This window comes from Pseudoclavibacter terrae, assembly GCF_008831075.1.
Lineage (GTDB): Bacteria > Actinomycetota > Actinomycetes > Actinomycetales > Microbacteriaceae > Pseudoclavibacter > Pseudoclavibacter terrae.
In genome coordinates, this window is sequence record NZ_WBJX01000005.1 from 153,477 (window position 1) to 176,819 (window position 23,343).

Here is a 23,343-nt window from a genome sequence, read left to right on the forward strand (position 1 = left end):
TCCGGCGGGCTCCAGCGCAACTTCGGTGCTTCGATGGAGGAAACGCTCATGCGGGCGCGAAAGGCTTGATCCTTCAGAACGACTGCGGCCCACCTGCTGTGATGCTGCATCTCGAAGAAAGGAAGAACTCATGAGCCTTCGAAAGAACATCGGATCCGTTGTTGTCGCCGCCGGACTTCTGGGTGGGGTCAGCGTTGCGCTCGCTCCGGCCGCGAACGCGGCCACGCACCGTCAGATGGTCTATGGAAGCACGCTCTACGAGTGCCAGAACAGCCTCAACAACGCGGCGAACACCTACGCGAACGCTGGCAAGGACATCACCGGTGTCGACAGTTGCGTCAAGAACACCCAGACCGCTGGCGGCTTCAACAACTACTACGGCTCTGTGCTCTGGGACATCTGATCCCCCGCCGGCGGCTGCGCTTCCATCCCGCGCCACGCCACCTCGAGCCCCGCCCGGCACCGGGCGCGCGCGGCTGGGTCGTCGAAGCGGTCGCCGCGAACGACGAGCTGGTAGTAGAAGATGCCGGCGATGAGGTCGAAGCACGCCTCGACGTCGAGGTCAGGGCGCAGCGACCCCTGGGCGATGCCGGCGCGTAGCGCGTCTTCGATCGGTCGGCGCCGCACGGAGACGTGCGACTCCCAGTAGGCCTGCTGCAGCGCCCGGTCGCTCATGACGAGGCGGATGCGCTGCCGGAACCGCTGGTCCGGGTAGCTGGTCTCGTCGAGCTCGGCGGATGCCCCCATCAGGAACTCGAAGATGCGCGCCCGCAAGTCGCCGGGCTTGGCCAGGGGTGGGGGCACCGTGCGCCCGACGTCGAGGGCGTCCGCGATGAGGGTCGTCATCGACGGCCACCGTCGGTAGAGGGCCGCCCGACTCACGCCGCTGCGCTCGACGACCCGCGACACGGTCACCGCCTCGTCGGCGTCGATGATCGCGAGCGTGGCGGCCAGGATCTGCCCGTCGAGTTCCTCGGTGCGGGGTCGACCGGGGCCGCGCCGCGCCTCGGCGTCCTCGCCCGCTGCCGGGTGCGCCGCGGCGCCCGCATCCCGTTGCTCGGATGCGGGCGTCGTGGCCGTTGCGGTGAACGTCACGCGAGCGCCTTCGCCCGGAGCTGCGTGACGGTCGCATCGGTGAGCCCGGCTGCGCGGAGCGGCGCGAGCGGTTCGCCGTGGCGCTCGCGGAGGCGCGCGAGGAGGATCCGCATCGACACGTCCATGGGCTCGGCTCCGTCGAGGAGGGACCCGTTGAGCTTCGACACCGCGTCGAGGTCCATGCCGAACTTCGCGAGCAGCACGCTCATCGTCGGCCCGATGCGGGTCAGAATCGCGCGCATGTTGGCGTCGGTCTTCGCGTAGTCGCGCACGATGTCGTCGTCGTTCGCACCGAGCGCGAGCAGGAGCATCGCGGCGAGCACACCGGTGCGGTCGCGGCCGGCTGCGCAGTGGAAGGCGGTCGCGCCGGGGGAGATTGCGATGATGCCGAGCGCCGTCGCGAGTTGCGGCGCGGCCGTCTCGACCATGAGCGCATACATCTCGCCCATGCCAGCGTGTGCGCTCCCGTGCTCGTCGGTGGCGGGGATGCCCCCGCCGACGCTGCCCATAAGAGGCAGGTGGTGGTAGGCGACGGCGTGCGCGGCGAGCGGGCCTCGGCCCGTGAGCGCGACCTCGTCGGCGGTGCGCAGGTCGATGACCGAGGCGAGCCCGCCCGCGGTCAGCTCCCGCGCATCCGCTTCGGTGATGACGGACAGGTCGTCGGCGCGGATCGCGAGGCCCTCGCGGAGAGTGCCGCCGGCGATGGGGGTGCCGCCGAGGTCGCGGAGGTTGACGGGCGCGGAGAGGGAGATGTCGAGCGTGGTGGTCATGTGAGTCGCTTTCGGATGAGGGCGCTGCCCTGGTCGATCAGCGTGACGAGCACGATGATGCAGATGATGATGGCGCTGAGGTGTCCGTAGTCGTACATCTTCATCGCCGTGGTGAGCTCGAGGCCGATGCCGCCGGCCCCGACGAGGCCGAGGATGGTGGCGCCGCGCACGTTGCCCTCGAAGAGCAGCAGCGTGTACGAGACGAGCAGCGGGGCAGCCTGCGGGAGCACCCCGTACCGGATGAGCTGGCGGCGGGATGCGCCGACGGCCTGCATGGCCGACATTGGGCCGCGGTCGACGGATTCCATGGCCTCGGCGTACACCTTGCCGATGGAGCCGATCGAGCCGAGCGTCATGGCGAGAATCCCGGCGAACGGCCCGAGGCCGACGGCCGAGACGAACATGAGCGCGAACACCAGGTCGGGCACCGAGCGGATGATGTTCATCACCCAGCGGGCCGGGTAGTACATCCACTTCGGGGCGATGTTCGACGAGGCGGCGAACGCCATGAACAGCGACAGCACGGCCCCGAGGACGGTGCCGACGATGGCCATCTGCAGGGTCTCGATGAGGAGCGCGAAGATGGTGCCGAACTTCGAGAAGTCGGGCGGGAACAGGCGCGAGAGGAACTCGCCCATGTTGATGGCCCCGTCGCCGAGCTTCGCGAAGTTGAATTCGGCGCCCGCGAACGACCACAGCAGCACGATGACGGCGACCGGGATGCCGAGCATGAAGCGCGCCCGCGGGATCGAGAAGGCCCGTTCGAGGCGGTCGCGCTCGGCGGTCGTGAGGGTGGGGGTCGTGGATGCGCGGGGCGGCTTAGGCTCGGTGGTCGTCATCGTGGGCCTCCTCGTCGTCGTAGAGCACGGAGAGCTTGTCGGCGTCGAGCGCACCGGTTGGCGCGGAGACGAGCATCTCGCCGTGGCGGAGGCCGATGATGCGGTCGGTGTGGCGCAGCGCGAGGGGCAGCACGTGGAGGCTCACGAGCACGGGGATGCCGTCGCGGGTGGCGATGTCGCGAAGCAGTTCGAGTACGGAGTCGGCGAGCTTCGGGTCGAGGGATGCGACGGGTTCGTCAGCGAGGATCACCCGCGGTTGCTGCATGAGGGCGCGGGCGATGGCGACGCGCTGCTGCTGGCCGCCGCTCAGTGAACGGGCGGGGTCTTTCGCCTTGTGGGCGATGCCGACGCGGTCGAGCAGCTCCATCGCGCGTTTGCGGTGCTCGCTCCTGAAGCCGCCGACGAGGTTGATGGGGCCCGCGCTGTGGAGGGTGCCGGTGAGCACGTTCGTGAGCACGCTGAGGCGGGGGATGAGGTTGAACTGCTGGAACACCTGCCCGACGCCTGCGCGCAACTGCCGCAGCTCGCCCCGCCGGAGGTTGGTGACATCGTGGCCGGCGACGCGTGCTGTGCCGCCGGTGATGGGGGCGAAGCCGGTGAGGCTGCGCATGAGCGTCGACTTGCCGGAACCGGACGCGCCGAGGAGGGCGACCATCTCGCCAGGGTGCAGGTCGAGGTCGACGCCGTCGAGCACGGTCGTCTCGTCGTAGGCGACCCTGAGGCCGCGCACGGTGACAAGAGGGAGGCGGGTGAGTGCATCCATGTCGCTGGTGGTGTTCGTTGCGGCGTTGGGCGCCGTGCTTGTGCTGGGTGCCGGGGCGAGGTTCGTCATTCGAGGTCCTCGAGTTGGACGCCGGCGACGCCTGCGATCTCGACGAAGCCGTCGAAGACGGAGGGCTCGGGGTCGACGGAGACGGGGAGGCCGATGAAGCCGGAGCCGAGGGCGCCAAGGGCTTCGGCGTTCTCTTCGACGAAGACGGCCTGGATGGCGTCCTGGATGACGGTGCGCTTCTCGTCGCTGAGCTCGGGGCTGCCGAGGACGCTACCCATGACGGGCATGGGTGCGCTCTCGCCGACGCCGCGCCACTCGCCGTCTGCGAACGGGAACATGGGGGCGCCGAGCTCGGTGAGCATGATGGAGGTGCAGGCGGCGTCCACCTGGCCCTGCTCGAGGGCCGCGAAGGAGCCTTCGTGGCCGCCGGCGAAGATCGCCTCGTAGTCGGTGCCCTGCTCGAGGCCCGCCTCGTGGAGCATGTGGACGGGCATGAAGTAGCCGGAGCTGGAGGCCTGGTCGGCGAAGGCGACGGTCTTGCCTTCGAGGTCGGTGAGTTCGTGCACGGGGGAGTCGTTGAGGACGACGCAGGTGGAGACGGGGTCTTCGCTGCCTTCCCAGGCGAGCAGCGCATCCACTTCGCCCGTGTTGACGGCGAGGGCGGAGGGGAAGCCGCTCATGATGCCCATGTCGACGTGGTCCGCGCGGATGGCTTCGACGACGCTCAGGTAGTCGGGCACGTCGGTGACCTCGACCGTGTAGCCGGTCTCGGCTTCGAGGAGCTCGACGAGGGCGTCGGTGGGGTTCGCCTGAGTGGGGTCTTCGCCGAGGGGGATGGTGGCGATCGTGATCGTGGTGTCGTCGGCGGTGGCTTCGGCCGTCTGGCAGCCGGTGAGTGCGAGGGCGCTGACGCCCATGATGCCGAAGGCGAGGAGCGGTGAACGGCGCATGTTCGAGGTCCTTCCGAGGGATGCTCCCGGGATTTCGAGAACACCGGTATGCAAACCCTCGAAGGTGACCGGCAATTACGAGACCGGTGGACTGGAAATTAGCGCGCAGGTGAACAGTTGGGGCGGGGGTGGGTTCTGTTTGCGATCAATTCGCGTTCGGCGCGATCCTCGGACGAGCTTGCGCGTGCCTAAACGGAGTTCGGTGGTGAGGAGTTAGGGCCTCGCGGGCGATCGTATTCTGCAATCGGTGGTTTCGCGCTTGAAGGAGCTGAGACGAGGTTGACGAAGACTAAGTGGGTGCGCTGGCGGATGCTGCTCATGAAGACGCCCGTGAAGGGTTCGCGGGCACAGCCAGGTGTCAACGGCGACCAGGCAAACTTCGAGCTGCTGCCGACCCTTGAGGACGTTCTGAGCTCGAGCATGTCACCGAGGCGCGTTGCGTCAAAGCGCGCGGAGTGTGAAGCAGATCATCGACATGGGGGCCTCTCGGTGAAGCGAGGGCATATGCCGACGACGCGGTCAATTCTCCGTCGGGGGCAGCTTATCTAGCGCGAGGTTCCCTCAGAAGAAGGAGGGGGCGTGGGTGTGTTAACTACTTTTCGCGCCGCACTCCCTTGAACTTTCCACCGTCCTTCTTCGCTGCTTCGAACCGTCCGGTGGAAGTGTCACGCTTTACCCAGGTTCCAGACGTTGTTTTCAGTTGTGAGCGACTCTTGACGGCGCCTTGACGTGATCCGCGACCAGTGTTCTTGGCCATCATTTTCCCTTCGTTGATTCTATGCTCTTGGGTTCGTCATTCTGCCAGATAGAGATAGGCAGAACTAATCAATAAGAATGTCAGTGCGCAGAACAATGCCGTCGAGCTGAGGAGTCTGATCCTAGATCCCAAAGTTGTGGGTTCGCGGGCAAGTAGTACGGAAGCGGCCAGCGCTGCGGGGCCCGCAATGATCGCCAGGTCCCTCAGGGTGTTGGGTTGCTGCTCGAGAAGCGCCAACGTCAGGAGTGTGAGCATCGCGGCTGCTAGGTACGGCACCACCTCTAGTCTTCGAAGCGGGGCTAGGCTGAACTGCAGATTGACGCGGTACTCACGCTCGGCCTCATGCGCGTAAATCGCCACGCTCTGGTCATCCTGTCGTGGTTGATACGCGCCGACCGCGTATCCGCTTAAGTCAAAGTTCTTGGCGGAAAACTGGCGTAGGCGAACGCTGGGGTCTGCGACCTTCAGGCTTACATGATTTGATTGTGCGTCGGCAATGAAGACGGACTGCTGTGATGTGTTCGCGAAGAGAGAGATGTTTAGGTTTCGTCGTTCCGAGTACTTGACGATGAATGGTTCATCCAAGGGGACTTCCATTGCTGCAATAAGGTCATAGTTCCGACCGTAGTCGGCAAGCGCGTTCAAAAAGTCGTCAGCGTATGTGGGTAAGTCGTCGACTGGAGCTTGTCTCTCAAGGAAATCTAGGAGGTCGGCATACTCGGCCAGTAAGCTCGACGCTTCTTTGTCGCTTGCCACGATATTGGCCGCAAACAATTCTGGTATCACGAGAGCAGGGTTTTCTGGTGCTGAGTAGTCGCGGAATTCATCTACCCGCGGGCGGAGAATCTTTCTGCACTCGTCTCCTATATGGCGCCAGTAGCCAACCGTGTCTGCTGTGATGCTTCGCCCGAGGCCCTCTTCGAGGTACTCCTCAAGACTCATGGGGCCGTTGCGCGAAAACCATTCTCCGGTGAACCCAACTATTGTCGTCAGCAGGGAAAGTACCGGCTCGGACAAATCGCGCCCGTGAGCAGCTGCAAGGTCCCCGAGATAGAGTGCCTGCCGTCTGGCAATCTCGGGGCGGGGCAGAAGCCAGGCAGCCCCGTTGGGCCCCTTAATGTCGAACTCCATAAGGGGTCCACGAGGCATCGGTGCCACATTCAGAGCCAATATTGCCGTCTCATGGGTGGGCGTGACGTAGTCGGCCAACAATGTGCGCAGAGGGGCAACCTGCAACGACCGTCGCCGCTGGCATGACGTCGCCGAGTCGATCACGAGTTCTTCCACGGCGCGTACCCGCCACTCCAGGGGCTGAGAGATGAGTAGCGACGTGACCGCCCTGTTGTCCGCAAGGGCGGCCTTCGTCGACGTTTCCGCTGTGCTCATAGTGATCGGTAGAACCCTGTCCCTGGCCTCGTTTGTCAGCTCGACGTTCGTGTCAGCGACTCTAGCCCCCACAACCGACAAACGGTGTACATCGCGCCGGTGGGATTACTCTCCTGCCGTGCACATCTATTGAAGCGGGACGTGAGGCCTGCTGGAATGGATGTTCTCCTGAGTCCCAGGAAGCTGAACTCGAGCGTCGTCTTCAGCTTCCTGTAATTCAGGAGTCGGTTATTTCCGCTGAGGTTTACGAGCGAATCTCGCCATTGTCCGAGAGCCGCACGGACGCGCGCATCTCCGTCGGAAGTCATCGACGTGGTGGACATGGCCCACCTCCTGGTGTGCGCAGAGCGGTGCTCTGCCTGGAAGAAATGATGCACGAGTTCGCTCGCGCATGCACATCAGCTTGCTCACTCGATACTTGGCGACCCCTGAGCTCTTCACGGTGGGTATTTGCCATTCGATGCGCGATTGCATGCAAGTAGAACTTGAGCCCAGGCTGGTGCGGACACTTGCTCGCATTGGTTTGTGCGCGCACGACGGTTGAGTGCCTTGGTCCGGTGTTCGAATGGCCAAGGACTGTCCACAAACCTGGGGCTGACGTGGTCAATGCTCCGCCGCTTCAGGCAACAGCCGCGTCCGCTCCCCGTTCCACGTGCACGCCAACTGATCGCGGGCGCGCGTGGCGGCGACGTAGAGCAGCGATCGTTCGCGGAGGAGCGCGTCTTCGAGGTCGCTGTCGGTGAGGCCCTTGGTGGCCACAGGACTCGGCATGGCGCGTGCACCCAACCCGAAGAGCAGCACGTTGGAGAATTCCGTGCCCTTCGCACGGTGCATGGTCATGACGAGGGGGAGGCCTACACCTGCTTCGCCGGCGTCGACTTCGCGGGCTTGGACGCCACGCTCGCGAAGTCCTTCCATCACGAAGTGCCGCTGGCGTTGGTCGCGCGTCAGCACAGCAACGGTTTCGGGCTCCAGACCGTCATTCAACCAGCCGGCAACGAGATCCGCGGCTGCTTGCAACTCCTCGCTGACGGTCTCGGTGCCGATCAGGAGCGGCTCCGGCCCGCGGCGAGCTGAGCGATACCCGGCACTGACAGCTTCGGTGTTCTCCACGTCAGTGAACGAGGCTCCAGACAGCACGCCCACCGCGAACGCCAGGTTTTCCGCCGTCGTCCGGTAGTTCAATGTCAAACGACGAGACCTGCCCACGATCCCGATCCCGTAACGCCCGAGCACGACCTGCCGGCCATAGATGCGCTGCTGCGAATCCTCGGCAATGAAGAGATCATCCGGCCCGCTCTCTACGAGAGCGCGAAGCAGCTGCCAGCGAGTAGGCGTCAGATCCTGCCCCTCATCCACGAGCACGTGATCGCAGAGATGCTGGCCCGACCGTTCAAGTGCGGCAGCGGCCAACGCCGGGGCCTCCTCGAAATCAATGGATCCGTCGAGGCGGCTACGTCGTCGGTACGTCTCCACCACATCCCAAACAGCTGAGCGCTTCGCCCTATCGAGCTTCACCCCACGCCCGGGCCTGCGCGCCTTCCAGTACTCCTCCCTGGACGTGATCCGGTTCGGCAACACGATGAGGGCGTACTCGGCCTGCAGGAATGGGACGGACCGCGCATCCGTTGGCAGATTCTGCCCGGCAGACTCCAACGCGTCCGTCCACTCATTCTTGTTCGTGCGCTTCGCAACTCCGGCCGCGTCAACTCCGAGCACCTCACGCGCGGCACCCGACAAGTCGGACGCGTCACGCAGGACAGCCGCCGCGACCGCGTCGATACCTGTCACGAACACACCGGGCTCGCCGAGCTTCAAAGCCAGCACGATCGACGGGTCGAGGCGAAGCAAATCTGCCTTGAGCGCGTCCGCGAGGTTGCGGGTGTACGTCGTCACCAGGATGCGCGCATCCGGGTTCGCGCGCGCGAGCGATCGCGCCCGGTGGATGAGCACCACAGTCTTTCCCGTACCAGCACCGCCGGAGAGACGGAACGGCCCCAGCCGCCGCCGCTCCGCGTAGTCGCGCTGCTCCGGGTGCAGGAACACACGCCACGCGTCGAAGCTCTTCTCTTCGATGGCGCGACGCAGCTCATCGTCGTCGAGGACGGAGAAGCCCGTGCGCGACGCTGGCCGCTGAAGCGCCGCGATGACCGCATCGTCATCGGAGGAATCGAGGGCCACAGCAGCGCGCTCGAGCTCAAGCGACTGTTGGACCTCTAGGACCGATGAACCAGCGGCGATCTCCAGGAGCGCGATTCCCTGCCAGATGACTTGATCTGCGGCGCGATCCGCCACCGCGGACAGCGCATCATCGCTTGTTGCTTCGACGGCCCCAGCAGCCAGGTCACGGTCGATGCCAAGCACGTCCGTGAGGTCGGCCAGGCTGATCCCGCGCGCACGCAGCACCGGCTCGGCGGCAGTCTCGGGGGTTATCGCAGCATCAGGTGACACGACAGATTGCTCTGCGTCGGACACTGATGCAGCAAGGGCAGGTTGCACGGGCTCGGCTCGAGGCGCGGGAGGCGCAACTGGCTCTTCCTGGACGAGCTCCAGGACACCGTTCACGGGGTTCACCGACAGGCGCGACTTCTTCGCAATTTCGATCGCTTCGTCGTGGTTCCACACGCCGTGCAGCACGTAGTACGCCTCAGGACCGCTGCCCTGAATCTTGAAGAGCACCGCTCGGAACTGCTGATCAACGCGCCCGGTGCGCACTCGAGAGTCAACGGAGTTGTTGATCGGTTCGATGTGCAAGCCGAGGGTGTCGTCGCTGGTTGTCAGCTTCTCGATGAACGCCCACGCTTTTCGCTTGAGCGTGCCGTCGAGTTTATTCATCGTGGGTGTCATGACAATCGTGGGCATCTTCAGCCTTCCGTTCGGACAAGGGCGGTGCAGATGTCGTCAACGTTGGTATCGAACACCGCCCATCCTGCTGCTTCGAGTTCGGCACGAGTCTCGCTATCCCAATCGGGTGATGCGGCAACACGCTGAGATGGCCAGGCGAAATCGACAGGTGCACCTTCGTCGGTTTCCATGCCCACGACTGGCGCGGATGCTCCGGCTTCTGCCAGCTCGCGCGCGAAGGGCTTGTGTTCCTCAGGTAGCTCATCGACGATGAGCTGCCAGCCCGCAGGGAACTCGAAGTCTGCAACGACGGGGGTGCCCTGAGAGCGCGGTGACCTTTCGGCAAGCAGGCTCGTGGTCGTGATCTCGGCAGCGAAGGTGCGCAGAGCCAGCAGGTTGGAAAGCCGAAGCCACTCTCTCCAAGCCGCAGCGTGGTCGTCACGGCTCACCGCATCTGCTGAGTCATCGAGGACCAGGGAAATGCGCATGCGATTTGGGGCAGGCGCGACAACTCCAACGCTCAGGGGACCGTTCTGGTATCGCAGGGCTCGCACGTCGCCCGGAGCGGATGTGCCGTTCGCCACTTCCGACGCCAGGGTGGAAGCAGAGACCCCCTCGTCAACGGACTGTGCGCTGCGCAGCAACGCTGGCACCGCGTCCGCGATTGTCGACCAGGCCCGCTGGTCTGGCGCTGTCATCCACCAGAGGAGGAAGTCGAGAGGCGACCCGGCAAGCACGGAGAGCAGCTCACGGTTGTAACCGTAGGCGTTCATCATTCGCAGTGCTTGCTGTTCGCTATACCAGCTTGGGGCGACTGGCTCGGACCTGAGATCATCCCAGGTGACGCCGATGACCACATCGCCGTTGAGTCGGGCCATCTCACGTTTCTCCGCGTCATCGGCCAGTCGGTTGTTGGCGCGATGTGCGTGGTACCGATGCCCGTCAGTGAAGATGAGCACTTCGGGGATCGTCGTCTTCTGGGACTGCAGGGTGAAGTCGGGGCGGCTTGATCCGTTGCCCTTCTGCGGGATGAGCGACCAGCGGATGCCGCCGCTCGCCCCGGTCACGTCGATGCGGTTGCCGGTCGGGCCCGGAACTTCTCGCACGACAGCGCCCGTCGCCATCACTCGTTTCACGAATGCAGCTCGGAACTCCTGCTCGAGCACTGATTCTGGGTCGTGGGAGTCGGGGGCCACGCTGGTGACTGACCAGGAGCTCTCGTCAGTCGGGGCATCTTCTGAAGACCCGACGAGGATCTGGCGCAGCAGGCGGACGGCGGTTTCTCTTGAGACCACATCTGCCGATCCGGATGCGAACGGCAAGAGGCAGTCGTGGCATGCGAGACGTCCGTCCAGTTTGCAGTCGCAGTCCCCGACAATGCGATATGCACGAAGGAGGAGGTCCCAGACACGGTCCGAGTCGGCGAGATCCGCGAGGTAGCCGGTTCCTCCGGGCACCGTGTCGTGCACGAGGAGCGTGTCGATGACCCCATCGCCTTCAGGCATGACGGTCGCGACGATCTGGATGTGGTCCGGCGCTCCGCCAAGCTGCTCGCGGAGCCCGAGAAGCACGGCCGCTGCGAGGCTCGGTACGGCAAACGAGTCGCCGATAGTGGTCGATGGTGGCAGCCGGAGCGCGACGGCTTGCGTCCTCAGAGTGCGAGAGAGAGCGACAGTTCGCTGGTCCTCACCGACCGTTGTGCGCAGCGGACACCAAGGGCGGTGCTCTTCGCGTCGGTTCGAACCGATCGCGCGGTCGAGCTTCCCGCACTGTGCGCAGACACGGAAGAGAGGCGCGGACTCTTCGACGCTCGCGATGGTTCTGGCTGTTCCTGAGCCTCCACTGCGTCCCAGGTTGAGCCACCGAATGTCAACGGCTCGGAGGAGTGTTGCCCCGAACCCTATGCGTTCCGCGTACCACTCCGCCTGCATCTCGCGGCGGTCGATGTCCGCCGCGACGACGACTGCGAAGCGTTCTCTGGTGCGTTCGTCGCTCGAGTCGGTAATGAGCGCTTCGTCTCGTCGAACTTCAGCGCTGACTCGTTCAAGCTCGACAGTGTCGATGTGTTGGCGGGTGTCGGCGATCGCCCGGTCCCCGCATCGTGGGCAGCTGGTGACGACTCGAGGGGCACCTTCGGTGTCGAGCGCGACCGCGTATCCACATGCGGCACAGTACGCCCACGGGTGCACGGCTTCGGCCTCGTGACCGAGGTCGATGGCGTCGACGCGGACGGCGGCGCCGTGCGCATAGAACGTGGCGCCCGGAGCGAGTTCTCTCAGAGCCACGGATGCCCCGCGCGAGTAGGTCACCCCGTCGCTGTGGTACTCATCGGTGTCCGGATCGATCCAGTTGAGCGTGACGTCGAGGGTGACGGTGTCGTTGAGCAGCGTGTAGTTGGGGAGGATCGCGTAGGACTCCAGCACGGAGATCCAGTGTTCACCGCGGAGATCTTTCAGCTGCCGTTGGGTGAGCTTGAGCGCGCCGAGGGCGGTGCGATGGGCCCGCTTGTCTTCGTCTTCCGCCTGCTCGAGCTTGGCTCGGAGCTCGAGGTCAGGGAGGCTCTCTTCGATCTGCTTGCGGCGGCGTTCGAGTGCTTCGACGGTTGTACGCCAGCTCGCGGACGCCAGGTGAAGATGCTGGGCGAGCGCACTCGTGCCAGGGCCGTCTGTTGGTGTCGCCCACGAGCGCAGACGTAGCTCTGAGTCTTCGGAAAGTGCATCAAAGGTGCCGAGGAAGGCTCCGAGGAGCACGTCGGCGTGTTCTTCTGAGGTGTCGATGAGGTCGCCAAGATACGTGCCGGGTTCGCTGGATGCGATGGCGGCGCTTGCTCGGCGCGGGTGGGGTCTCGCCGGGTCAGCTGCGAAGCGGTCGGCGATCGAGGCGACGTATTGCCGACGCAGAATCTCTTCGGCGTTCAGGTAGGTGGCTGGCGGTCGCACGGCTCCATTGATCATGCGGAGCGGATCGCTGAGGAGCGGCAGGTTCTCGCCGCGGCCACTCACGAAGGCGAGGTCGAGCGCGTTGCCTGTGAGTCGTCCTGCGCGGCCGACTCGCTGCAGGAAGGACGCGACGCGGCGGGGCAGGGAAGAGAGCATGACGGTTGAGAGATCACCAATGTCGATGCCCATTTCGAGCGTCGGGGTGGCAACAAGCACGTTGGGCGCACCTGGGTCGTCCGCGTCGTTCTTGAACCCGTTTTCGTATTCGAGGCGTGTCTCCGCTTCGAGGAGGCTGGTGTGCTCGCGTGCGACGACGCGGCGCATGTCCCTTGACTGATAGAGCGATCGGTAGTAGTTGTCTGAGACTGGTGCGAGGCCAAGCTTGCCGGGACACCGAACAACCGTGCAGGGTGCGCCGTTGAGTTCGGCGATGGTCTCCGCGTCGCCGTGAACAGGGTCGCGGCACACATCACACCGGAGCCGGATGTCGGCGAGTTCGGCTTCGCTGACGGGAGTGACGAGGATGGAGTCCGGCGAGAGCGCATAGATCTCGCTGCCGCTCTCAGAACGGATGCTCTCGATCACGCCAACGGAGGCGAGCCGCGCGAAGAGGCGCGTCGCGAGCCGGCCGCCGTCGCTGGGGGAGACTCGTAATACCTTGTGGGTCCAGGTCGCGTACCAGCTCTGTGCTGGGGTGACAGGGTCGAGCGTGTCGCGGCCGCGCGTCGGAGCAGCGCCACCAACTCGGGGGAATGCGGGGGTGGGTCGGCGAGCGGGGAACGCGGGCATGCCTTCGCTACGGAGTCGTCCGCCGTTGATGTGCCAGCGGTTTCCATCGCTGTTGAGGTACTGGTTCAGCCATCGGTGCTGGATCGCGCCGCGCGTGCGCATACGTTCCAGAATTCCGCGGACCCAGGCGATGAGGGCCTCGTCGGTCACCTCGCCGGTCTCACCGAGCTCCGCGCCGCGCTCGAACCCTTCGAGCAGCGGGCGGGCGAGTGCGGCGAGCTTCTGCGCTGTTCCGGCCTCGACTCGTGCACTTGCCGCTCCGGTGCGTTCGAGCGTACGGCCGACGTGCGATTGCAGCCCGAACTCGAGGGCAGCATCGAAGGTGAGTCGATCGCGGACGCGCTTTCGGATGCTCGATGGAACTGCGCGCTGGGTGCGGGTGCGCCAGAATTCGCTGAATCCGTCCCTATCGGCGTAGACCGGGTCCATCAGCCGGTAGCGGTCGAACTTGTCGTCTCCGGCTTGGTTGAGTGCGGCCTCGACGAGTTCTGGGAGGGAGCTGCCACCGGTCGCGATGGCTCGACCGAGTGCTGCGCGCAGGCTCAAGGTGTGGGAGCGGCTTTGCACGAACCCTGCCCGGTGGGCAGCGTCCTGCACGCTGTCGGTGAAGACGAGCGCTTTCTTCTCACGGGAGTCGAGCGATTCGGTGCCGAAGATTGTTGAGATGGACACGGAGAGGAGCGTCGAGATGGCACTACCGAGGAACCGGATGCCGTCCGGCTGTTCGCAGGCAGGGCAGAGGTCGTCTGCGGAATTGGAGTCGGCGTCGGGGCCGACGAGCGTGAGAACGGGCAGGATGCCGCCCTCGGCGAGGTCTTCGTCGTCATCGCCGGGCATGGTGTCGAGGAGGCGTCGGTCGCGGACGGCGAAGAATCGAAGACCGCCACGGATTGCCTCGTCGAGGTTCTTGTCGAGGATCGCGGTGTCGGCCTCGTTGTCTGCCGTGAGGAGCGCGCGGAAGCGTCCTTCGTGTGCCGCGTGCTTGGCTCGGATCCTGGAGTCGTCGGCGTGGAGGTCTTCTCCGACTGACGCGAGGGTGACGCCCCACCCGGAGCGGCCGCAGTGGCGGCAGTAGATGGCGGGGAACGCGGGTGCGCTGAGGCCGTCGAGGTCGGCTCCATCGTCGTGTACTTCGCGAGCCCCGTCGTCGCTCCAGCGGAACCCCACGGTTCCAGCGGCGGTGCGATCGATTCGGGTGAGTTCGCGGATCCACAGGTGCAGGTCGATGCTGAGCGCGGCCCTGCCGCTGATGGCTCGAACGTGGCTGAGGAAAGCGATGATCGACTGCAGCGCGGCGCCGCGGTGTGTGGTCAGATCGGCGGCTTCGCCGGGCAGGATGACGGTTGCGACCGCGTCGAGAGACTGGGCTGAGTCGCTGCAGAGCCCGATGAGCTGGCGGAAGACGGGGTGCGCCTTCGAGAAATCGAGGAGGAGGTCGGTGTCCTCATCGAATGCTCTCTCATCGGGTTGGTCACCTGTGCGAGAGAACAGCACCTTCGCGACAGCGATCGATCGCTCATGGGAATCGAGCGCATCGGTCGCGAGTGCAGCGAGGGTTTGTACGCGTTCGACGGTGAGCGGCTCCGGCCGGAAGCCAGCCTCGCTGATGCGGCTCGCCGCTCGACCTTGCCATTCGTCGAAGTCGAGCCGCGACTCGGTGACGACGGCGTCTTCGCCGAACTCCTCTCCGAACACGGTTGCCGCGAAGGTCATCATCGCTTCGGGGTCGCCCCGGTCGCCGAGTGTCGCGGACGTGGCGATGGGCGTGACGTCGCCGAGCGGGTTCGAGGAAGTGGAAGCGTTGAGTGACTTGAGGCGGAGGCCGAAGCGTCGCAGGAGCATGGCGACGTCGGTGCCTTGCGCGCCGTCGTAGGTGTGGAACTCGTCAAGTACGAGGTAGCGGAGGCTGTGCGCGCTCTGTTCCCAGATGCCCGCGTCGTCGTGCCGCAGGAGGAGCTGGTCGAGCATCTTGTAGTTGGTGAGGAGGATGTCGGGTGCGCTTTGTCGGATGACGGATCGTTCCGTGATGACCCCGTCAGCGGTGACGGTCGTGCGACCGGAGGTGTCTTCACCCGTGTAGAGCGCAGCCGTGACGCCGGCGAGGGCTGGGGTGCTGCTGATGAGGCGGGCGAGGCGTTGCGCTTGGTCGTTGGCGAGCGCGTTCATCGGGTAGAGGAGGAGCGCTTTAGTTCCGGTCTCGCCACCACGCCGAGCACGGATGACGTGGTCGAGGATCGGGTAGAGGAACGCTTCTGTCTTTCCGGAGCCGGTTCCCGTGGTCACGAGCGTCGGCCGCGGGGTGATCCCTTCGCCGAGGCTGCTGAGCCGGGTAAACGCCGCGGCTTGGTGCCCGTATGGCGTGAAATCTTGCGCCCACTCGCCGAGGTGCTGGCGCCACTCATCGTCAGCAGACTGGAATGGAAGTCGGAGTCGGAGGAACGGCCCCCGGAATATGCCAGACCGCGGCGACTCGAGAAAACTGCGCAGCGCCTCGGCCGCGCGCGGGTCGGTGAGCGAGAACGCCGTCGTCAGGTAGTCGACAAGCCCCTCGCGCAGGCTGGACGCTTGGACGGTAGGGACGAGCTCGCTCACGAACGTTCCTCCATGATTCGCTCGAAGTGCGAGTACGCGGCGCGCATGTCGGCCTCCCGGTCGAGGTTCACGAACGGCAGCTCGTACACGTACGTGTTGTCGGACGCGTTCGTGTGGGTGCGTTCCGCCTCGGCAATCGAGTCGCCCTTCTTCCGCCACACCTGCTGGACCGGCATCGGCACCAGGCGACCGTTGGCGTCGTACAGATACTCGCGACGGTCGTACCCGTACAGCACCGGGAACTGCGTGCGGTAGACCGTGCAGAGCTCGTCCGCTGTGATTCCGAGCGACAACGCAACGATCGCGTCGATCTCAAGCTGCGCCTGACGGCGGTCGGATGCGCGGCGGAGCGGCACGTCTGAGTTCCATTTTTCGCTTACATCTCCTATCTCGGGTCGGCCGCTGTACTGGATCCCTCCGACCCAGGGTGCTATCTCTGTAGCGATTGGACGCACCGCGGCCCAGATTGTTGCGTACGCGTCAGTCAGAGCATTGAGTCTCAAAACTCGGATGGCCGCCTCATCGGAGAGCGTTCCAAAGTCGACTTGCGGGAGCCGGACTATGGGACCGGAACGAATGTTGTTTCCCGGTACGACCCGAATTAACGTGTCGTGCAGGATCGAACTCATCGAGGCAAGCAGCGGGACAAGTTGCGACCCTTCTTTCGGTATGGCCGTGTAAACACCATCGATGTGCGCAACCCCAGGTGGAATGAGTGCACTTATGAGAGTTCTTGCACCAGTTGTAGCCGCCATCTTGCGCCACGCGATGCGGTAGTGGTCGCGGGCGGAGGAACCGTCTGACCAGCGCGTGTAGGCCGCATCGTAGAGGGCACGCCCGCCCGCGGGCTTGTAGCTGGTGACCGGGATCGCGTCCGCCGGGAGCGTCTCGAAATCAGTGTCCGACCAATCTTGGTTGTGGAGCATGGTCGAGTTCGGTGACTTGTAGAACGGCGTCGAGACGAAGAGGTGTGGCCCCTGGAGGATGACATCTCGCCACGAATCCGGCGCGCCCCATTCCTTCTCGAAGAAACCGTTCTTACGGTCAATGCTCTCGTCCCAGCCGCGTGAGAATTCGAGCCCGAGTTGGCCAAGCCTTGGAGCTGCGGCGAGTTTCGCGAGCACGGCCGAGGTGGAGGTGTTCACGGAGTAGACCATGCGTGTCTGCCGCACCGGAACGGCTTCGTCCTCGAGGACCGCGTGCCAGGTGGCGAGCACGTCTTCGTTGACGAGGGTGATGCGTCCGCGGTGTGCGCTGACGTCCCACTTGCCGTCCGCGTTCTTCAGGCCTGGTTCAGACCCGACTCCGTTGTGGACGAGGGAGCGTTCGACGGTATCGGGGTGGTACAGCGAGGTTGCCATCTGGAACGACGGACGCTCACGGGGCGCTCCATAGACGTGAACGCCATAGGAAACATGATGGTCGATCTCCGCATAAAGTTGCAGCTCGTTGATGAACTGCCAGTGACGTCGAAGGCGCGAGTATGTCTCGGAACGCAGCGGGCGCGCCTTCTCGTCCGTGAAATGGCTCTCCGGGTGGATGAGTGTCGTGATTCCGAACGGCGACCCGTTCCGCCAGGTTTGTTCCATGAAGCAACGGTAGAGATCTGGCTGGAGGCCGGTGAGGTGCGGGTATTGCGACGGCGAACCCACGAAGGCTGCGGTTGCCGCGACGTCGGAGGTGCCCTCAACGACAAGATCACGTATGCCCGGGAGGTTCAGCGTTTCGGGGCGCTTCGCAGCGATCTGCGCCTGTGACGGTTTGTTGGTGAGCTGCCACCAGGGGTCGCCCTCGGACAGAAGGGCATCAACATCGGAACGTGGCCGCACCCATGGCGGGTTTCCGACCTGCAGGTCGAAGCCGCCGCGTTCGAAGACGGCGGCGAAGTCGAGCTCCCAATGGAAGAAGCCCTGCCGGCTGGCGATGGATTGCACCACTCGGAGCCACGGGCTCGCGGCGATCACGTCGGCCACGCGCTGAGCGCCCGAAAGATCGAGTTCGATCTCCTCAGCGAGCGCAAGATCGTTCCAAGTCGCGCTTGCGAGCAGGGTGATCGAGCCGCCCTTGGCGCGCGCCAGAGCATCGCGCTTCTCTTTTGCGGTGCGCGCTTCCACGTGCACTCCTAGGAGTCCTTCCAGCGCGGTAATCCACTCGTCGATCGTTGGTGGCTGCGCGCCCTGCGTTGCGGACTCGGTGAGTGGCCAGAACCACATGGCGCACCACGCATCCATCACCAATCTGAGTCGCTGGTAGGCCCCATCGGCGTTGTTGAGTGCCGCTTCGATCTCCTCACGAGTCACTGCGCCACCTGCCGGGAGCTCCGCACCCCACACGGCGATGGGACGGCGGATCTGCTCTTCCGCGATCTCGATTCGGCGCAGGGAAAGCTGCCACAGCCGTTCCACACGGAACGCCAACGCAGTCAGGGAGTCGATCTGCTTCTTGGAAGGGCGCTTGCGCACTTCACCCCGCCACGCCTTCAGCGCCGCAAGAGCCTCAGGCGCGAGTGGTTTCGCTTCCTTCGCGTCGACCGCTGAACCCCAGCCCTCGTGAGGGAGCAGGAAGTGGTGGATGCTCCCGCTCGTCTCACCGGCGATCCGGTCGCCGTCCAGGTTCGTTTTGAGCTCCGCCACCGAAACATCGCGCGGCACTTCGGTGAGATGCGCTTTGCGCTCGACATCTGCTCTCAAGAACACTGCCCGCCGCGCACCGATGAGTGAGTTGCCTCTGCGCAGGTGGAGGCCAAACCACGGTGCGTCGAGGCCGGCGACCATCGTGTCGAGCCAGAGGGAAATTTCCGCGAGTTCCACAGCGGTCGAGTTGAGGTCAACGCCGTGCACTTGATGCAGGGCGATCGACGCCTTCACCTGCTGCAGTTCACGCTGGTATGACTCAGGGTCGATGCGCTCGCCAAGCTCAGCCTGTCGTCGCGTCAGATACTGCTCAGCCAATTGACGAACCGCTTCGATCGCGAACGCCCCGGAACCCAACGCAGGCTCGCACACCGTCAGCTCCAGAATGCGCGAGGCTGGAGTTGTCTCGCCATCTTGATCGAGCAGTTCTTCGAGCGCCTGCGAAACCACAAACTTCGTGAGTACCTCTGGGGTGTAGAACGAGGCAGACTGCTGGCGCTCACGGCCAGCCAGGCGGTAGACGAACGACCCATGCTGGTGCAGCACGCGCTTGCGCTGGCCCGTGTCCGCATCCTCAAAGGTCACGAAGTCGGCCGCGGCGATGCCCTCGGCTCGAGACACGGGAACAACCCACGAGCCCTTCTCGGAATTGCCACCCTTCGCAACCTCATACAGGTCGTCCTCGGCGAAGAACCCCGTATACGACATGAGGCCCTCGTAGACAGCACCGAGCTGGTTGATACCAAGTTCCGCGTATGAGATGAAGCCGCGGTCTCTCCCCTTCCGCTCCTTGCTGAGCAGCAAGAGCGACAGCACCTCTTGCAGCGCGGCGTTGCCGAGACCCGTCTCGTGAATCAACGCGACGGCATTCGGGTGGAAGAGGTCAGCGCGCAGCGAATGGAAAGTCAAGCCCTCGTCGAGAGTCGAGCCGAACTCAGTCGTGTCCAGCGGCCCCGGGGCCTGGGGCGAGTGCCCACGGTCAACGAGTCGGAACAAAACACTCAGCGACTCATGCAGATGCGTTCCATCGGCCGCGACCGCGTCGGGTGCCACGAGCGCGAGCTCACGCAGACGATCAAGGCTGTACCCCTCGTCGTACTCGGCCGCGCCGACCGGCAGCACACCAAGTTCGGGGGATGCCTCCGCGTAGAGCATGAAGAGAATCCGATACAGGAACCGCAGCGACTGCACCGCCAGGGGCTGCGCCTGGTCCTTCGGCAACGGAGGCAAGCCCTGCGAGCGACGACGAGCGACGACCTCGTTCGCGATGATCTCAATCGACTTCCGCACGCCATCGCGCAAATCCTGCGACACGCCAATCGTGTGTCTCGACGAGTCTTCGAGAACACCGCTCCACCAGATCTCGCCGGTGTCGAGCGCGGGCACCAGCGACTCGGCATCCAGGATCGTCAGTGCACGGTCAATCTCGCCGCCGCGCTTCGCATCGTTGCGCTCCGCGACCAGCTGCAGATTCACCGCGAGATAGCGGCCTTCCGGCCACCGCTCTCGGTCAGTCAGCAGTACCCACCGGCCTGCCAGCACAAGAGCAAATTGCGGGGCATCCTCGCCCACCATCAGGGCCGTCAGCAGGCGAGTGACGGCCGTGATCGGCTCCCCATCCTCTGGAACCACGTCCATAAGCATCGTCTGAGGAGCGTCACCCTTCGTGCCCCGCTCCAGCAACGACTCGAGGCCGCCAACTGGCTTCGCCTCGATGACGACCAGCGCCGACGGCTCGTCAACCTGCTCCGACACGAGACGCCGCACGGGGCCCTCGGCCTGCCAGCGCGCTCCGCCTGAGGTATACCCGAGCACCCGCAGCACCTCGTCGTAGAAAGCAGAGACGTCCGTCGCATCCGTCGCGCCGTCGAACGACGCCAACGCCTGCTCGAGTTCACCGCGATGCTCAGTGAAGCGCGACCGCGTCGAAGGGATGCCCTTCTGCTTCGCCGCATCCCACTCCTTGCGCCTCGTCAACACTCGAGCCGTGAACGACTGGCTCGGAGCGTCCGTCGTCAGGTAGTGCTCGCTGATCCAGTCGTCACCGATGACGATTGCGTCGCTTGCCGCCATCAGCGGGCCTCCCCTTGGAAAACAGATACGTTCAAGCCGGCAACCGGCCAAGCTTCCGGCACAACGACAAGTAGCGGCCGCACAAGTCGACGGCTCGGTTGCATCGCAGCCGCGAGGCTCCGCTCAGCCTCAATGGTCATCCGTCTCTCACGTAGGTCTCTTCGCTGCACGAGCGCGTTCGCGTCGTCTTCCCACGCACCCACACGAGTTGCCCAACGCTCCACGCGAGCAACGGTCTCCGCGGTCGCTGCCGCGAACAGCCCGTCAAGCGCGCCATCCGCCTGCCGTACCGCACGAGCGATCAGCGGCTGCAGCTCCGTGACGTCGACTGCGCCCGGGTTCGAAAGCTCACCCGTCAGCCCGAGGCTCGCGTAGAGATCGGCTGCGGACGCGTGCGGCTGCACAACGCACGCCAGCGAGTCGGGGTAGCCGCCGAAGAACGCCGCCATGTGCGAGGCTGCAACGACCTGCCCGCGCCCGTTGGTGAGCGTGCCCAAGAGCGCGACGACGGGCTCATCGACAGTTCCGCGAACCGCGAAGATCTGATTTCGACCGAGCCGCGACAACGCGCGGTCGCTGGCCCAATCGACCACCGGATGCAGCGGGCCCAGGAAATGCGCGTCGGGCCACTGGGAGCTCTGCGTGCCCGAGCGGGCCGCCACCAGACGGTCGTTGCCGCGATCGGTGGTTACCGCCAACTTCAACGACGACGTGACGGAGCGCTCGTCCAGATAGCTTTGCGGAAGCGCACTCAGACGCTGCACAAGGTCAGCCGGCGGGGTAAACTCAACGATGCCCTCGTGGCCGTGGTTTCGCCAGCCGACACCGCCCGCGCGAGGCGAAGCGCCTGGCTCGGTGTAGACCTCTTCGAGTGCCTGCGACAAGAATTCGGTCTCGCTCGCGAAGAGGCCCGCGCCGGCGCCGTTTCCGCTCTGCTCGACCGGTGTGATGTCGTCGAACGGTGCGTCCCACGACGCCCAGAACGCGTCGAAGTCGTCCGACTCCTGGACCTCGTCGACGGAACGAACGACAGAGTTGAGGTCGCGCCGGCCAGCGATCATCTGCATGATCTGCGCCTCTTCCCGTTCCACCGAGTGCTCACCCATGAGTGAAGCCGTGTCACCAAGCGCCGTGTGAGCCTCATCTTCGCGCTCCAGGAGGCGCGCCAGTACGCGGAAATCACCGGCGAAACGTTCGTTGTCTGGCGCCAGGAGCAGCGTGCTGATGCGCGGGTTGTGCTTCTGGCCGTACCGGTCGATGCGGCCGTTGCGCTGCTCGATTCGGATAAGGCTCCACGGAATGTCGAAGTGAACCAGCTCATGACACTGCGCGTGCAGGTTCACACCTTCCGAGGCGATGTCTCCGGTCACAAGAATACGAATCGGCGACGACTCAAGCTTGAAACTCTCCACCACCTTCTGCTGTTCCTCATCGGTCAGGCCACCGTGCAGCACGGCGACCGCATCCGACGGAAGACGCAGATCTCTCGGCAAGTTGGCCTGCAACGCCTTGAGCGTCGCAACGCGCTCTGCAAACACCACGAGTCGTTCGGGGCTGCTCGGGCCGGCGCCGATGCTCTTCGCAAGCTTGACGAGCTCTTGGTACTTTGCGGAGCGGCGGGGCGGCACGGCCTGGGCAAGTTCCGCCAGGCGCTCCAGCGCAGCGCGCTCACGAGCCATCTCACCCGAGCCGTCACCGAGGCGACGGGCTCGAGCCTGAACCGTTTCGCGGAGCGCTTCGGGGGAGGAGAGGAACGCTTTCGCGAGCGTCCATGGGAAGAGTGAACCGTTTCGGCCTGAGTAGGGCGACGAGCCGACTGGGTGTAGCCAGGTCTGCACGAGCTCGTCGGCGACCGCGTTCTCCTCTGGAGACGCATCGACGAGCAGGTGATTCGGTTCCTGACGGGGAGCCCAGTCGCTACCGACGGCCTCTGCCACTTCGGGGCTGTTCCGGTGACGCCGAATGATGAGTCGCCGAACCTCGGCCTCGTCGAACTCGCCGTCAGGGCGGACGGCGCTCGGCTCGAGCATGCGAATCAGTTCTGCGAACGACTCCTTGCGGCCGTTGTGCGGAGTCGCTGACGCGAGAATCAGCGCATCCGTCGTCGGGGCGAGCAGATGGGCGAGGCGGTTGTTCTGCGTGCCCGAGTTCGTGAGATTGTGCGACTCGTCGATGACCACCGCATCCCACCGCTGTTTGCGGAGGTGCTGCACATAGCGGTCGTTCTTCAACGTGTCGATGGAAATGATGGCCCGCTTGTAGACCGCGAAGGGATTCCGCGCGGCCGGCAGCTTCTGGCGCAAGCGCTGGATGCCCTGCGAATCGAGCCGCACAAACGGCAAGGCAAACCTCGTCCACATCTCATGCTGGAACTGCTCGAGCACGTGCCTCGGTGTCACGATAAGGATCCGTTCCGCACGACCGCGCACCGCAAGCTCCGACAGGATCATGCCGATCTCGAGGGTCTTTCCGAGCCCGACGGCGTCCGCCAAGAGAATGCGCGGGCGGAGGTTTTCGGGGTCGAGCGCCTGACGGACAGCAGCCTGCTGATAGGGCAGCGCATCCGCCAACATGCGCTGACTCGTCGACACATCCGACGATGTCAAGGGGATTGGCGTCTTCCGCAGCGTCGCCTCCACCCACAGCTTCGCCCGGCGGTAGCCGGAAGAAGGGTCACCCTTCACCTCGGCAGCAGCCGGATCGAGCACCCGAATCTTGTCGAGCGCCGTGTAGAACGACGCCGACGTGTCACGCACCAGCCCCGACAAGCCCTGCACCCGAAGGAGCTGCCCATCAACAGACTGCTCCACCTTCACGACCAGCCACTCCTCGTCGCGAACCACGACAACCGAACCGGGGGCGACATTCAGATCAGACGATGCGGCAACGTTGCTCAACTGGCTC

General features: G+C 64.8%; 12 protein-coding genes. 2 read left to right on the top strand and 10 right to left on the bottom strand.

The features are described 5' to 3' along the window. Window positions 1-130: 130 nt before the first annotated feature. A complete protein-coding gene (locus F8O03_RS14550; RefSeq protein ID WP_104251341.1) occupies window positions 131-403 on the top strand; it encodes a hypothetical protein in 273 nt (90 codons plus the stop codon). Here the strand turns inward: F8O03_RS14550 and F8O03_RS14555 are convergent. From F8O03_RS14555 to F8O03_RS18450, 7 genes are all read right to left on the bottom strand, one after another. After that, window positions 376-1,095: a TetR/AcrR family transcriptional regulator gene (locus F8O03_RS14555; protein ID WP_151424506.1), complete on the bottom strand. Its 720-nt coding sequence runs from the start codon at window positions 1,093-1,095 to the stop codon at window positions 376-378. The two genes, F8O03_RS14550 and F8O03_RS14555, sit on opposite strands and share 28 nt — an antisense overlap. Continuing rightward, a complete protein-coding gene (locus F8O03_RS14560) occupies window positions 1,092-1,865 on the bottom strand; it encodes a tyrosine-protein phosphatase (RefSeq protein WP_151424507.1) in 774 nt (257 codons plus the stop codon). The genes F8O03_RS14555 and F8O03_RS14560 overlap by 4 nt, the downstream gene beginning before the upstream one ends. Then, window positions 1,862-2,704 (bottom strand): phosphonate ABC transporter, permease protein PhnE, encoded by an 843-nt coding sequence (gene phnE / locus F8O03_RS14565; protein ID WP_151424508.1) that lies wholly within the window; start codon window positions 2,702-2,704, stop codon window positions 1,862-1,864. Before phnE ends, F8O03_RS14560 begins: the two co-directional genes overlap by 4 nt. Next, window positions 2,685-3,536, bottom strand: a complete 852-nt coding sequence (gene phnC, locus F8O03_RS14570) for a phosphonate ABC transporter ATP-binding protein (RefSeq protein WP_208851876.1) — start codon at window positions 3,534-3,536, stop codon at window positions 2,685-2,687. The genes phnE and phnC overlap by 20 nt, the downstream gene beginning before the upstream one ends. Then, entirely contained in the window at window positions 3,533-4,426 is an 894-nt protein-coding gene (gene phnD / locus F8O03_RS14575; RefSeq protein ID WP_151424509.1) for a phosphate/phosphite/phosphonate ABC transporter substrate-binding protein, read from the bottom strand. Before phnD ends, phnC begins: the two co-directional genes overlap by 4 nt. A 793-nt stretch (window positions 4,427-5,219) precedes the next feature. After that, a complete protein-coding gene (locus tag F8O03_RS14580) occupies window positions 5,220-6,569 on the bottom strand; it encodes a hypothetical protein (protein WP_151424510.1) in 1,350 nt (449 codons plus the stop codon). Window positions 6,570-7,172: 603 nt separating this feature from the next. Next, complete coding sequence (locus F8O03_RS18450; RefSeq protein ID WP_244296303.1) at window positions 7,173-8,615, bottom strand: 3'-5' exonuclease; 1,443 nt, start codon at window positions 8,613-8,615, stop codon at window positions 7,173-7,175. Here F8O03_RS18450 and F8O03_RS18455 point away from each other — a divergent pair. Continuing rightward, entirely contained in the window at window positions 8,604-8,789 is a 186-nt protein-coding gene (locus F8O03_RS18455; RefSeq protein ID WP_244296304.1) for a hypothetical protein, read from the top strand. The two genes, F8O03_RS18450 and F8O03_RS18455, sit on opposite strands and share 12 nt — an antisense overlap. A 644-nt stretch (window positions 8,790-9,433) precedes the next feature. Here F8O03_RS18455 and F8O03_RS14590 read toward each other — a convergent pair. From F8O03_RS14590 to F8O03_RS14600, 3 genes are read right to left on the bottom strand one after another with little or no spacing between them, the layout of a single operon-like run. After that, complete coding sequence (locus F8O03_RS14590) at window positions 9,434-15,733, bottom strand: DEAD/DEAH box helicase (protein WP_151424512.1); 6,300 nt, start codon at window positions 15,731-15,733, stop codon at window positions 9,434-9,436. Continuing rightward, window positions 15,730-20,439: a DNA methyltransferase gene (locus F8O03_RS14595; protein ID WP_151424513.1), complete on the bottom strand. Its 4,710-nt coding sequence runs from the start codon at window positions 20,437-20,439 to the stop codon at window positions 15,730-15,732. The genes F8O03_RS14590 and F8O03_RS14595 overlap by 4 nt, the downstream gene beginning before the upstream one ends. After that, window positions 20,439-23,336, bottom strand: a complete 2,898-nt coding sequence (locus F8O03_RS14600; RefSeq protein WP_151424514.1) for an SNF2-related protein — start codon at window positions 23,334-23,336, stop codon at window positions 20,439-20,441. Before F8O03_RS14600 ends, F8O03_RS14595 begins: the two co-directional genes overlap by 1 nt. Window positions 23,337-23,343 lie beyond the last annotated feature (7 nt).

What these genes read in the sequence shown, in the direction of transcription:
- F8O03_RS14550 (WP_104251341.1), top strand. Translation starts at nt 131, where the DNA reads ATGAGCCTTCGAAAGAACATCGGATCCGTTGTTGTCGCCGCCGGACTT.
- F8O03_RS14560 (WP_151424507.1), bottom strand. Translation starts at nt 1,865, where the DNA reads ATGACCACCACGCTCGACATCTCCCTCTCCGCGCCCGTCAACCTCCGC.
- phnE (WP_151424508.1), bottom strand. Translation starts at nt 2,704, where the DNA reads ATGACGACCACCGAGCCTAAGCCGCCCCGCGCATCCACGACCCCCACC.
- phnC (WP_208851876.1), bottom strand. Translation starts at nt 3,536, where the DNA reads ATGACGAACCTCGCCCCGGCACCCAGCACAAGCACGGCGCCCAACGCC.
- phnD (WP_151424509.1), bottom strand. Translation starts at nt 4,426, where the DNA reads ATGCGCCGTTCACCGCTCCTCGCCTTCGGCATCATGGGCGTCAGCGCC.
- F8O03_RS14580 (WP_151424510.1), bottom strand. Translation starts at nt 6,569, where the DNA reads ATGAGCACAGCGGAAACGTCGACGAAGGCCGCCCTTGCGGACAACAGG.
- F8O03_RS14595 (WP_151424513.1), bottom strand. Translation starts at nt 20,439, where the DNA reads ATGGCGGCAAGCGACGCAATCGTCATCGGTGACGACTGGATCAGCGAG.